We start from the raw sequence: 12,990 nt of genomic DNA, 5'->3' as shown, positions 1-12,990 counted from the left end.
GAGCGGTATCAGCGGTTCAGCTTCTCCACGATGAGCCGGTAGAGCTGGCGCGGACGGCCGGGCTGCGGTGTCCGGTTCGGCGGCAGCGGCCACGCGAGTCCCTCGTCGACCAGCGTGCGCAGCAACCTCCGAGCCGTGCGAGGAGTGACGCTGAGCATGCGCCCGGCCCCCTCCGCGTCCACGACCGTGTCCCCGCCCTCCAGCTTGGCGGCCAGGCGCGCGAGCACCTCAACGCCCTTGGGTTTGGCCGGCCCGCTCGACTGCGGAGGCATCCGGGGCGGCGGCACCAGGGCCCTGCCCTCCCGGTCCACCGCGAAGCCCTGGGCCTGCTTGCCGCCCTGGCTGCGGGCCAGCGCGCCACGAGCGTGAGTCTCGGCGTCATGGGTGGTCCGGCCCATCCCCACGCCCACCTCGACGGCCAGGCCGAGCTCCTCGCGGATGCGGGCGGCGAACGGCAGCACCCGGAACCCGTCGGTCGCGGCCGCGATCGAGCCCTTCGTCGCCACCACCAGGTAGCTGTGGTCGTCGATCGGCCACACGCTCGCGTTGATCCGGTTGGCCTCCTGGACCAGCAGGCGGTGCAGCGACAGCCGCAGCTCGTCCCGCCAGTAGCGGGGCGCGGCCCGCCGTACCGGCTCGCGGAGCGTCGGCACCTCGACCAGGACGACCGTGAGTTGCGACTCCTCCAGCCGGTGGCGGGCGCCGAGCAGCGCGGCCGTGTGCAGGGCCGTACGGACCGCGGCGGAAGTAGGCCGGATCGGCACGGCAGGTATCCCGGCGGCGGTCAGCCGGTCGGCGACCCCCTGGACGCACGTCAGCGCGGCGGTGGTCACCCCCTGGCGTAGCAGCCGTTCGTGGAAGGCCGTGATCGTGCCTGTGGCGCCCGGCTCGTCGCGGTTGTGGACCTCGCCCGAGGGGAGATTCAGATCGGAGTACGCCTCGTCGATCTCCGGACGGCTGAGCACGTCGATGCTCACCCGCCGGGGGTCGATGCGGTCGTCCAGCGCCGCGCGGGCGATCGCCGCGACCAGCGCGGCCCCGCCGAGCTGCACGTGCGTGGCAGGCATCGTCAGGACCCCCGCCCGCCGGGCGAGCTCGAAGGGGACCGGGCTCGCGAACAGGCAGGCGTCCACGCCGGGGCCGAGCCGGGTCACCTTGTCCGCCGCCTCCTGCTCGTCCCGGTAGGCTGCCGCGACCAGCCGGCAGGGCACCGGGGCCGCCGCGTGTCCCATGAGCATCACCCGCTCGACAAGGTCATGTGACCCCACCACGCCAATGGTGAGATCCGGCGTCACCGTGCCCAGGCGCGACCCGCGCGGAGTGTCTTCCGTGCGCTCGACCAATGTTCGTCCCATCCCACGTTGCCCTCGTTGTTGTGGCTTCTCTTTGGAACGATCGCTTGATAAGGCCGTAATGTCACGCCCGGATTTGCCGGAATTCTATTCGGGAGTGCGGGAGGTGTTCCCGGAAATGCAATGTTTCCGCTGGTCAACCTGGCGGAAATCGCTTTCCGGACTCAGTCCTCAGTCAAAGAGGAAATTTCCCGTTCCACATCCGCGCCGAGGGCCTGCATGCGCTGAGCGAGGGCCGCGTGGCCCCGATCGATGAGATAACCGGAGCCGATCGTGGTCTCTCCGTCCGCCGCCAGACCGGCCAGCACGAGCGCGATGCCGGAGCGCAGATCGTGGGCGGTCACCTCGGTCCCGCGGAGCGGAGTGGGGCCGTGGACCACCGCGCGGCTGCCGTCCACCTCGATCTTGGCGCCCATCTTGTTCAGCTCGCCGGCGAGGGCGAAGCGCCCGTCGAAGATCCGCTCATGGATGTAGCTGGAGCCGTCCGCGAGGCACGCGACGGTCATCAGCGGCGACTGGAGGTCGGTCGCGAAGCCGGGGTAGGTGTCGGTGATCACGTTGATCGGCCGGAGGCCGCGGTCCCGGCGGACATGGAGGACCGCCCCGTCGGTCTCGAACTCGACGCCCATCTGCTCCAGCTTCCACCGGACCACACCGAGGTGCTCCAGCGACGCGCCGACCAGGTTGACCTCGCCGCCCGTGATCGCGGCGGCCATCGCGAAGACGCCGGCGTCGAGCCGGTCCGGCATGACGGTGTGCTCGACGGCGGTCAGTTCGCCGACGCCCTCGACGGTGATGAAGCCGGTGCCGCCTCCGCGGATCCTGGCGCCCATCCGGGACAGCATGACGATGACGTCGAGAACCTCGGGCTCCAGCGCGGCGTTCTCGATCACGGTGGTGCCCTTGGCGAGCGCCGCGGCCATGATGAGGTTCTCAGTGCCGGTGTGCGACGGCGTGTCGAGGTAGAGCGGGGCGCCGGCGAGCCCGGACGCCTTGATGTGGATGACGCTCTCGCCCTCGTCCACCATCGCGCCGAGGCGCTTGTAGCCAAGGTAGTGGAAGTCCAGGTTGCGGCTGCCGAGGTTGCAGCCCCCGACCCCCTCGATGACGGCCTCGCCCAGCCGGTGCAGTAGGGCCGGGACGAAAAGCACCGACCCCCGGAACCGGCGCGCGATCTCCGCCGGGAGGACGGGGCTGGTGAGCCGGGAGGCGTCGATGACCAGCGTCCGCTCGGTCTCGTGGAACTCCACCTTCGCGCCGACGGCCTGCGCCAGCTCGACGGCTCGGCGCACATCCTCGATCACGGGCACGTTGCGCAGCACCGTGCGGCCGTCGGCCGCGAGGAGCGCCGCCCCGATCATGGGCAGTACGGCGTTCTTCGCGCCCTGGATGAAGGCGGTTCCACGCAGCACGTTGCCACCGCGTACGCGGTAACGAACCATGAATGAGTCTCCTATTTCGGGGGAAGGGTGGGGACCCGCTCGAGGCGGCAGCCGAAGTAGTCGGCCCGAACCGGTCGGCCCAAAGCAGTCGGCCAGACCGGTCGGCTCAGACTAGCCGCTAACCCGGGCGTTTCGAGGGGAACTACCCACGGAAGACCCGCGAAACTCTGATGCCGGTGTGACTTACGTGACTATTGAGACTAACGCCGGAACGGCCGGCCCGTCAGCCGCTCGAACGCCTCGACGTAGCGCTTTCTCGTGCGCTCGACGATCTCGTCGGGAAGCGGCGGCGGGGCCTCGCCGGACGTCCTGTCCCAGCCGGACTCGGGAGACAGGAGCCAGTCCCTGACGTACTGCTTGTCGAAGGATGGCTGCGCGTGGCCGGGCTCCCACAGGTCGAGCGGCCAGAACCGGGAGGAGTCCGGCGTAAGGACCTCGTCGCCCAGGGTCAGCTCACCCTCGGCGTCCCAGCCCAGCTCGATCTTGGTGTCGGCCAGGATGATGCCGCGCTCGAGGGCGATCTCCGCGCCACGGGCGTAGACGTCGAGCGTGATCCTCCTGAGCCGCTCCGCCACGTCGGGCCCCACCGCAGCGACCACCTGCTCGAAGGTCATCGGCTCGTCGTGCTCGCCCATCGGCGCCTTGGTCGAGGGCGTGAAGATCGGCTCGGGGAGCCGCGACCCGTCGGTCAGGCCGGGCGGGAGCGGCACGCCGGAGACGACGCCCTCCCTGCGATAGTCGACGAGCCCGGACCCCGTCAGGTAGCCCCGCGCCACGCACTCGACCGGCACCATCCGCAGCCTGCGGACCAGCACCCCCCGCCCGGCGAACTCCGCGGGCACGTCCGCCGAGACGACGTGGTTGGGGACGACGTCCTTGAGCTGGTCGAACCACCACAGCGACAGCCGCGTGAGTATCTCGCCCTTGTCGGGGATGCCCGGTTCGAGCACATAGTCGAACGCCGAGATCCGGTCCGAGGCCACCATCAGCAGCAGCCCGTCGTCGGTCTCGTACAGGTCGCGGACCTTGCCGGAGTGGAGGTGCTTCACTGTGCCATTTTGCCAGCGGCTCCGACCTCTTGGACCAGCGGGAGCGTCCGTAGGCGAGTGTCGATGTGGTCGGCGACGAAGGGGGGCACGGGGCACTTCTCCCGGACTCGCGTTGGATCACCGTTCCGACGTCCTCCGCCCGGCCACGGTCTTTCTCCTGGGGGAGAAGTCCGAAAATCTGTGCGAAATCCTCTTGATGCACGCGGGTCCCCGCGACCCTGTCGAACCGCTGGATGGCAAAGGCCTTCTCGCCCTCGCCGATCAGTCCTTCGGGAATGTTCGACAACACCTCCGCGGGCACCAGCTCATGATCGGGCACGTCGACACCGGACATAGCGAGCCACGTCATCATGGCGTGTTCGTTCTCAGGAAGCAGATCGTGGCGGTCGCTGGGAAACTTCACGATCCAGTCGCCGCCGACGCTCCCGTTCACGAAGCCTTCGAGTGTCCGGGTCATCGAGAGCTTGACCTGCATTCCGGCCAAGGAGAAGCTCATCTTCCGGGCTCCTGGCCTACGCCATGCACGCTCCGTCTCGGAGTCCTCCATGCCCGCTTCGTCGGAGACGACGCGGACGGCTCCCGGGAGGTCCTGGCCGAGGTGGACCAGCAGAGAGAAGTCGGCGACCGATTTCAGACCCAGTTGCGCTGTGATGAGGCGACGCAGCCCCGATTCTCTCTCCGGGAGGAGGTTGGCGAACCACGGCGGAAGCTGGCCGCCGATTCCGGTCTCCAGCTTGCGCGGGTTGTACTCGTAGGCCAGCCCCAACACCGGACGGTCCGCGGCACGATCGGTGTACTGGAACGAGACCTTGCCCGCCCGCAAGGTCAGCACGCCGACGGGCCTGTCGCCGAGCAGCACGCGAGCCGTCGTCTGGGCGCTCATTCGGTGTAGTCCGGCCTGAACAGCTCGGGGCCGTCCGGGAAGGTGAACAGCGCGTTCTCCTGGACGTGTTCCACGATCGCGGTCTCGACCAGGACGGCCCGGTACGCCACGAACTTCTCCTGCTCGTTCTGGCGGTAAAGGCGCAGGCCCCTGTTGTCGATGAAGTGGCTTTCGAGGATCTCGGCGCCGAAGTCCACATCGTCCAGGGCCGATAAGACATCCCAAGCGGCCACATCCATCGGATGGACGAGCCTGTTGGCTACGGTTTCCTCTAGTCCGCCGCCGTCACTCATGATGGGGATCAACGGATTCCAGCCCTGGTCCATGAGCCAGGTGGGGTCGACCGCTGTGCCGACCCGGTCCTCCGCACCGAACGGCGCCACCAGAACGCGGGGACGCCGGGAGAGCATCCCCAGCAGGTTCACCTTCGCCTGGGCCTGATTGAGCCGCACGGCTCCGAGAGCAGGCCGCCACGGTGCTCCGCCCGGCGGAAGCAGGCGCAGGAGCTGGTCCGCGCTCATGACCGGATCGTCCTCGACCGCCAAGCCGTTCTTCCGCAGCGCGACGGTGTTTCCCTGTGGTGCGACGCCGAGCACGGAACCGCGCCAGACCCAGCGGCGCAGCAACTCCGCCGCCCGGCCTTCCGGAGGGCCGAACAGTTCGACGAACCTGGCCAGAATTGGCAGAAAGAGCATGTACGGCAGCAACCGCACATGGGGGATGGCCGCCTCGTCCCGGAGGAAGTCGATGGCGATTCCCAGCGCGTGCTCGGTCCTCTTGAAGGCCTCATGCCGATCCGTGTCATCGCTGAACTCGCCGCGGAAGTCACGGTCGATCCGCCCGCCGCGGATGGCCAGGACGGACTGCATGAGAACGCGCTCGGGGATCTCTCCGAAGCCGAAGCCCTTGACATTGGCGGCCAGCGCGGCGAGACCCGAGGGCTCCATCTGGCCGGACACGGTGTGCAGCGCGTTGAAGATCTCCGCCTGCGTGAGGCGGCGGCCGAAGTTGTTGAGCCGGTCGAAGATCACTCGCAAGGCCTGCTCGTCATCGCCTTCGACTACGTACATGGGGATCGAATAGTCGCGGATGGAGGTGACCACGGCGTCGCAACGAGCGATGTCCAGATCGGTGAGCCAGGAGCGTTCACGCTGCCAGGCCAGGACGCTCACATTGCTGAGCGAGACCGGAACGGGGAGCCAGTGCCCGGGAACATCCTCCCGCCGTCCGGCGGAAACAAAGGTGTCCTGCCGGAGGTCGTAGAAGATTCTGAATCTCGGGTCCACTGTGTCGGCGGGCGCCGCGAGGGCGCCCACCAGGCTGGTGATCCGCTGCTGGCCATCCACCACCCACAGCGCGTCGGGCACCTGCGGAGCGGTGACCGCCAATGGGCCCACCTCCAGGACCGCGGCGTCAGCGGGACGCTGCCACATGAGGAGGTTTCCGATGGGATAGCCACGCAGGATGCTGTCGAAGAGCTTCACCACGTCGTCCCGCTCCCAGCGATAGGAACGCTGGAAGTAGGGGACACGCAGCCGTCCCGACTGAGCCCACTCGACGAGCTGCCCGGGCCGGGTCTGCTCGACTCTGGGCCGGGTGACCGTGGCCATGTCAGACCTCCCCTCCGCTGATCAATCGTATGTCCGCGGCAGGGTGGTTCACCGGCGATTGCCGCTCAGCGGCGTGACGCGTCGAGGGCGATGTCGGAGCGGTGGTGGGAGCCGCGCAGCGTGATCCGCCCGAGGGCGTCGTACGCCCTGGCTCTGGCCTCGGCCAGGTCCGCGCCGGTGCCGACCACGTTGAGGACCCGGCCGCCGTTCGACACGAGCCGGTCGCCGTCGAGCGCGGTGCCCGCGTGCAGGACGTACGCCCCCTCGACGCCTCCCTCGACGTGCCCTTCGCCGCTGGCGGGAAGACCCTCGATGGTGTCGCCCTTCACCGGATCCGCGGGGTAGTTCTCGGCCGCGACGACCACGGTCACCGCCGCGCCGCCGCGCCAGCGCAGGGGCTCGTGGGCGGCCAGCTCGCCGGTCGCGCAGGCGAGCAGCAGGCCCGCGAGCGGCGTCTCCAGCCGGTCGAGCACGACCTGGGTCTCCGGGTCGCCGAACCGGGCGTTGAACTCGATCACCCGCGGCCCGTCCTTCGTCAGGGCCAGCCCCGCGTAGAGAACCCCCGTGTACGGCATGCCGCGCTTGGCCAGCTCCGCCACGGTCGGCAGCACGATCTCGCGCATGACCTGCTCGGTGAGATCCTCCGGCGCCCAGGTCAGCGGCGTGTAGGCGCCCATGCCCCCGGTGTTGGGGCCGCGGTCGCCGTCGTAGGCGCGCTTGAAGTCCTGCGCGGGCTGGAGCGGCACCGCGGTCTCCCCGTCGCACAGGGCGAACAGCGACACCTCGGGACCGTCGAGGAACTCCTCGATGACGACCCGCTCACATGCCCTGGCGTGCTCCAGCGCCTCGTCGCGGTCGCCCGTCACGACGACGCCCTTGCCCGCCGCCAGCCCATCGTCCTTGACCACGTACGGCGGGCCGAACGCGTCGAGGGCGGCGGCGGCCTCCTCCTCCGTGACGCAGGTGAAGGCCCGCGCGGTGGGCACCCCGGCGGCCGTCATGACGTCCTTGGCGAAGGCCTTGGACCCCTCGATCGCGGCGGGCTCCTTCGACGGCCCGAAGCAGGGGACGCCTTCGGCCCGGACGGCGTCGGCCACGCCGGCGACCAGCGGGGCCTCCGGCCCGACGACGACGAGACCGGCTCCCAGCCGCACGGCCAGCGCCGAGACCGCGGCGCCGTCGGTGGGGACCACCGGGTGAAGGGTGGCCACCTCCGCGATGCCGGCGTTGCCCGGCGCGCAGTGGACCTCGGAAACGGCCGGGTCGAGCCTCAGGGCACGGCACAGAGCGTGCTCGCGGCCCCCGGAACCAATGACAAGAACGCGCACCTGTCCATTGTCGCGCCCATTGGGAACAGAGAAGTACATGATCAACAGGACGGATAAGGGGTAGGCTCAAGGGACGGCTCGACACTGATGTGGTAAATTAGGTGGGCTTCGTCCCGTCTCGTGGCGATTGGAGGTGGTCCGGGATGAATTCTGGTGATCCCGTCAGTACGTGCTCGCGCACGTACGTCGTGCGCACTCCCGACCACTTCACAACTGAGCCCGAGGGGCAGCTCACGCCTGCATAAAGGGGTGACATCACGTCGCGCGTGGAGCGTGCCGGCTCGGGCGGGAAGGGACCGCCATGCGCTCCTCAACGCTGTTCCCCCGCATCACCAAGCACAGCCGCGTTCTCCCCACTCGCCTCAGCGCACCCGTGACGGCCACACTGGACGGTCAGTGCGTCCCGCCGAGCAACTCCCTCGTCGAGTTCGGCGCGTACATCGGCGGCAAGAAGGTCGCCGCCGGCGGCATCCCCGAGGCGGTCAGCCTCGTCCGTGAGCACAACAACGACAGCCCGGTTCCCGACGCCTACGTGTGGGTCGGCCTGCACGAGCCCGCCGCCCCCGAGGTCGAGTGGCTCGCCGAGGTCTTCGGCCTGCACCCCCTGGCCGTCGAGGACGCCATCAAGGCGCACCAGCGGCCCAAGGTCGAGAGGTACGGCGACTCGCTGTTCGTCGTCCTCAAGACCGTGGCCTTCCTCGACCACGAGGTGCTGACCGCCAGCAGCGAGATCATCGGTACCGGCGAGATCATGGTGTTCGTCGGGCCCGACTTCGTCGTGACCGTACGGCACGGCAGGCACTGCCCGCTGGCCGACGTGCGCGAGAAGCTGGAGGACAAGCCCAAGCTGTTGAGCCGCGGGCCGACCGGCGTGCTCCACGCGATCGCCGACCACGTCGTCGACAAGTACCTCCACGTCGCCGACCTGATGCAGGCCGAGCTCGAAGAGGTCGAGGCGGCCGTCTTCGCCGAGGTCAGCTCCCGCGACATCAACAGGATCTACCAGCTCAAGCGGGAGATGCTGGAGCTCAAGCGGGCCGTCGGTCCCCTGCAGACGCCGTTCAACGCGCTTCCCCAGCGCCGCATGATCCCGTCCGACATGCGGGAGTACTTCCGCGACGTCGGCGACCACCTCTCCCGGGTGTGCGAGCAGGTCCAGGCCTCCAACGAGCTGTCGGACTCGATCCTGCAGGCCGCCCTGGCCCGTTCGAACGCGCTGGCCAACGAGGACATGCGGAAGATCTCCTCCTGGGTGGCGATCATCTCGGTCCCCACGATGATCGCGGGCGTCTACGGCATGAACTTCGAGCACATGCCCGAGCTGAAGGCCGTCTACGGATATCCGCTCGTCATCTGCGTCATGGTCGTCGCCTGCACGCTTCTCCACCGGGCCTTCCGCCGCAACGGCTGGCTCTGACCTTTCGCTGCTCGATTCCGTACGGCGATCTCACCGCGGGTGGGTGCAAATATGCAATTGATGCTGTTATGTGGAGGGAGCTGACAACTCGGCAAGGAGCGTGTCATGACAGAGGCGATGCCCGGTCTGGTGACGTATCCCATCGTTCGTGAGCGCCCCTTCGACCCGCCGGACGAGCTGAGATCGCTGCGAGCCGAAGCCCCCATCTGCCGCATGGCGTACCCGGACGGACACGAAGGCTGGCTGGTGACCGGGTACGCCGCGGCCCGCGCCGTCCTCGCCGACTCCCGTTTCAGCACCCGCCCCGAGCTCCTCCACCCGCCGATCCCCCAGCGGATAGCCCAGTTCCAGGGCCTTCGGGTGCCGCCGGGATTCTTCCTCCGGATGGACCCGCCCGCGCACACCCGCCACCGGCGGCTGCTCACCGGCCAGTTCACCGTCCGCCGGATGAAGCAGCTGGAGCCGAGGATCGAGGAGATCACCAATGGCCGCCTCGACGCCATGGAGCGCGAGGGAGGCCCCATCGACCTCGTCCAGTCGTTCTCCCTGCCCATTCCCTCGCTGGTGATCTGCGAGCTGCTCGGCGTGCCGTACGACGACCGGGTGCGGTTCCAGCGGGACTCCGCGGTGATGCTGAACCTCGAATCGACGTCCGACCAGGTGGTCTCGGCCATGGCCGACCTCCTGACCTACCTCCAGGACCTCGTGCGGCGCAAGCGCGCGGAGCCGGCCGACGACCTCCTCAGCGGCCTCGTGTCCGGCGGCGAGCTGACCGGCGAGGAGGTCACCGGCATGGCGCTGCTCCTCCTCATCGCCGGTCATGAGACGACCGCGAACATGCTGGCGCTCGGCACGTTCGCGCTGCTGCGCAACCCCGCCCAGCTCGCCGCCGTACGCGATGAACCCGCTGTGGTGGAGGACGCCGTCGAGGAGCTGCTGCGCTACCTCACGATCATCCACATCGGCCCCGTGCGGACCGCGCTGGAGGACGTCGAGCTGGACGGTCACCTCATCAGGGCGGGGGAGTCGGTGACGCTCTCGCTGCCCGCCGCCAACCGCGACCCGGAGCGGTTCGCCGATGCCGAGACCCTCGACGTCACCCGGTCGGCCCACGGCCACCTGACCTTCGGCCACGGCATCCACCAATGCCTGGGACAGCAGCTCGCCAGGACCGAGATGCGCGTCGCGTACCCGGCTCTGCTGCGCCGCTTCCCCGGGCTGCGCCTCGCCGTACCGGCCGAGGAGGTCCCGATGCGCAGCGACATGTCCATCTACGGGGTGCACCGGCTGCCGGTCACCTGGTAGGGAGGTGAGGCCATGAAGATCCACGCGGACACCGGCCGCTGTGTCGGCGCGGGGATGTGCGCGCTGAGCGTGCCGGAGGTCTTCGACCAGAGCGAGGACGACGGCACGGTCGTGCTGCTGGATCCCGAGCCGCCAGGCGCCCGCGAGGCGGCCGTCCGCCGCGCCGTCCAGCTCTGCCCCTCCGGAGCCCTTTCGCTCTCTCCGTGACGGTCAGGCGTCGACGGGGCGAAGGGGGGTGACCGGTGCGGGGAGGGGGAGGCCGCGGGATTGCCAGAGGCGGCGCATCCGGTCCGGGTAGTCGGTGACGATCCCGGACACTCCCATGTCGATCAGCCGGGCGGCCTCCTCGGGGTCGTTGACCGTCCACACGGCGACGGGCAGGCCGACGCGGGACGCGCCGGTCATCAGCGTCTCGTCGACGAGCTCCCGGTCGGGCGACAGCGTCGTGGCTCCGGCCGCCCTGGCCGCCGCCGGGATGCCGGCCCCGAAGTCGGCCCCGAAGTCGGCCCCGAAGTCGGCCCCGAAGTCGGCCCCGAAGTCAGCTAGGTCCAGCCCGTTCATCCAGGCCGGCGTCATCGTGTCCCGCTCGATCAGGGCGTACCGCTCGGCGATCAGCGGCTTGGCGATCTCCAGGATGCGCCAGTCGAAGCTGAGGATCGCGGCCCTCGACAGCCGGTCGTGCCGGTCCAGCTCCTTCACGACGAGCTCGGTGAACCTGCGCGGGTCGGCCGACAGGTCGGGACGGGTCGGGTCGGACTTCAGCTCCACGTTGAGCCGGACGCGGTCGGCGCCCAGGGCGTCGATCAGGCCGAGCACCGCGCCGAGCGTCGGCATCCGGGTGTCCGGAAGCGGCACCTGGGTGAGCGCGAACACGTCGTCGGGGCGCTGCGGGAGCCGTACGCCGACGTCGAGCGTGCGAAGCTGCGGGAGGGTGAGTCCCATGATCGGCTTGCCCACGTAGGGGAACATCGGGTCCCCGGGCTCCGCGGTGCCCGTGTCGGCGCTGGTCACCGGCGAGACGATGAGGTCGTGGGTGAGCACGAGCTCCCCGTCGGCCGACATGGCGACGTCGAACTCCAGCGCGTCGACCCCGAGCTCCAGCGCGAAGGCCAGGCCGGGAAGCGTGTTCTCGGGCCTCAGCCCGCGCGCTCCCCGGTGACCGTGTAGCTCAACGTATCCGTGCACAACGGCGTACCCTACTGTCTCGCCTGCTCCCCACCCGGCATCCCCCGATTCTCGCGTGGATGCCCGCAAACCATGCCGTACGGCACAGCCGTCCGGATATCAGATCAGAGAGCGGAGCTGGAGGGTCTGGGTGCGGCCGGGGCCGACGCCGATGGCGGAGATCGGGGCCCCGCTCATCTCCTCCAGCGCCTTGACGTAGGACTGCGCGTTGGGCGGCAGGTCCTCGAACGTCTTGGCGCCGGTGATGTCCTCCTGCCAGCCGGGAAACTCCTCGTAGATCGGCTTGGCGTGGTGGAACTCGGTCTGGGTCATCGGGATCTCGTCGTGGCGCACGCCATCCACGTCGTAGGCCACGCACACCGGGATCCGCTCCAGTCCCGACAGCACGTCGAGCTTGGTCAGGAAGAAGTCGGTGACCCCGTTGATCCGCGTGGCGTACCGCGCGATGACGGCGTCGAACCAGCCGCAGCGGCGGTTGCGGCCGGTGGTCGTGCCGAACTCGTGCCCGGTCTGGCGCAGCCACTCGCCCTGCTCGTCGAGAAGCTCGGTCGGGAAGGGGCCGGAGCCGACGCGGGTCGTGTACGCCTTGAGGATGCCGATGATCCGGGTGAGCCGGGTCGGCGGGATGCCGGATCCGGCGCAGGCGCCGCCCGAGGTGGGGGAGCTGGACGTGACGAACGGGTACGTCCCGTGGTCGATGTCGAGGAGCGTGCCCTGGCCGCCCTCGAGCAGCACCACCTTGTCCTCGTCGAGCGCCTTGCTCAGCACGAGCGAGGTGTCGGCGATGTGCGGGCGCAGCCGCTCCGCGTAGGCCAGGTACTCGTCCAGGACCTTCACCGGGTCGAGACCGCGGCGGTTGTAGATCTTGGTGAGGATCTGGTTCTTCTCGGTGAGCGCGACCTCGATCTTCTCCTTGAGGATCCCCGGGTCGAGCAGGTCCTGGACGCGGACCCCCATTCGGTAGATCTTGTCGCCGTAGGCGGGCCCGATGCCCCGCCCGGTCGTGCCGATCTTGGCCTTGCCGAGGTAGCGCTCGCTGACCTTGTCGATGGCCTTGTGGTGCGGCATGATCAAATGCGCGCTCGCCGAGATCAGCAGGCGGTCGCAGTTGATCCCGCGCTCGGCGAGCCCGTCGATCTCGCTCAGGAGCACACCGGGGTCGATCACGACGCCGTTGCCGATGACCGGCACCACCTCAGGGGACAGCACCCCTGTCGGCAGCAGATGCAGCGCGTACTTCTGGTCCCCGATGACCACGGTGTGGCCCGCGTTGTTGCCACCCTGGTAGCGGACGACGTAGTGAACGTCGCCGCCCAGCAGGTCGGTGGCCTTACCCTTGCCCTCATCGCCCCATTGGGCGCCCACGAGAACGACAGCCGGCATGGTCTTACTCCCGCGCACAAAACGAAAACCCCTGAC

The 12,990-nt window shown here is 69.2% G+C and carries 10 protein-coding genes and 1 pseudogene; 3 read left to right on the top strand and 8 right to left on the bottom strand.

Translation table 11 applies throughout. From position 1 onward, the window contains the following. Window positions 1-8: 8 nt before the first annotated feature. The 6 genes and pseudogenes from ABH927_RS29520 to purD all read right to left on the bottom strand — a co-directional run bounded on the left by ABH927_RS29520 (window position 9) and on the right by purD (window position 7,664). On the bottom strand, window positions 9-1,238 hold the full coding sequence (locus ABH927_RS29520; protein ID WP_370026948.1) for a transcriptional regulator: 1,230 nt from the start codon (window positions 1,236-1,238) through the stop codon (window positions 9-11). Window positions 1,239-1,516: 278 nt separating this feature from the next. Continuing rightward, a complete protein-coding gene (gene murA / locus ABH927_RS29515; protein ID WP_370026921.1) occupies window positions 1,517-2,794 on the bottom strand; it encodes a UDP-N-acetylglucosamine 1-carboxyvinyltransferase in 1,278 nt (425 codons plus the stop codon). A gap of 200 nt (window positions 2,795-2,994) precedes the next feature. Then, window positions 2,995-3,843, bottom strand: a complete 849-nt coding sequence (locus tag ABH927_RS29510) for a phosphoribosylaminoimidazolesuccinocarboxamide synthase (protein ID WP_370026919.1) — start codon at window positions 3,841-3,843, stop codon at window positions 2,995-2,997. Window positions 3,844-3,958: 115 nt separating this feature from the next. Further along, window positions 3,959-4,726 (bottom strand): annotated as a pseudogene (locus ABH927_RS29505) (type II toxin-antitoxin system HipA family toxin); the annotation flags it as partial. Next, complete coding sequence (locus tag ABH927_RS29500; protein WP_370026917.1) at window positions 4,723-6,336, bottom strand: DUF262 domain-containing protein; 1,614 nt, start codon at window positions 6,334-6,336, stop codon at window positions 4,723-4,725. The pseudogene ABH927_RS29505 and the gene ABH927_RS29500, both read right to left, overlap by 4 nt. A 65-nt stretch (window positions 6,337-6,401) precedes the next feature. Beyond that, window positions 6,402-7,664: a phosphoribosylamine--glycine ligase gene (gene purD / locus ABH927_RS29495; protein WP_370026915.1), complete on the bottom strand. Its 1,263-nt coding sequence runs from the start codon at window positions 7,662-7,664 to the stop codon at window positions 6,402-6,404. Between the two features lie 301 nt (window positions 7,665-7,965). Between purD and ABH927_RS29490 the strand changes: the two genes are divergently transcribed. The 3 genes from ABH927_RS29490 (at window position 7,966) to ABH927_RS29480 (ending at window position 10,593) form a co-directional block, all read left to right on the top strand. Beyond that, a complete protein-coding gene (locus ABH927_RS29490; RefSeq protein ID WP_370026913.1) occupies window positions 7,966-9,081 on the top strand; it encodes a magnesium and cobalt transport protein CorA in 1,116 nt (371 codons plus the stop codon). 105 nt (window positions 9,082-9,186) lie between these two features. After that, window positions 9,187-10,386: a cytochrome P450 gene (locus ABH927_RS29485; RefSeq protein WP_370026911.1), complete on the top strand. Its 1,200-nt coding sequence runs from the start codon at window positions 9,187-9,189 to the stop codon at window positions 10,384-10,386. A gap of 12 nt (window positions 10,387-10,398) precedes the next feature. Further along, window positions 10,399-10,593 (top strand): ferredoxin, encoded by a 195-nt coding sequence (locus ABH927_RS29480; RefSeq protein WP_370026910.1) that lies wholly within the window; start codon window positions 10,399-10,401, stop codon window positions 10,591-10,593. A gap of 3 nt (window positions 10,594-10,596) precedes the next feature. Here ABH927_RS29480 and ABH927_RS29475 read toward each other — a convergent pair whose 3' ends face one another. Then, window positions 10,597-11,571 (bottom strand): glycerophosphodiester phosphodiesterase family protein, encoded by a 975-nt coding sequence (locus tag ABH927_RS29475; RefSeq protein WP_370026908.1) that lies wholly within the window; start codon window positions 11,569-11,571, stop codon window positions 10,597-10,599. Between the two features lie 99 nt (window positions 11,572-11,670). Continuing rightward, window positions 11,671-12,954, bottom strand: coding sequence for an adenylosuccinate synthase (locus tag ABH927_RS29470; RefSeq protein ID WP_370026906.1), 1,284 nt, complete (start codon window positions 12,952-12,954; stop codon window positions 11,671-11,673). Window positions 12,955-12,990: the final 36 nt, after the last annotated feature.

This window comes from Planotetraspora sp. GP83 (assembly GCF_041262585.1).
Taxonomy (GTDB): Bacteria; Actinomycetota; Actinomycetes; order Streptosporangiales; family Streptosporangiaceae; genus JAOEGB01.
This window is presented reverse-complemented; position numbering and strand designations above follow the sequence as displayed.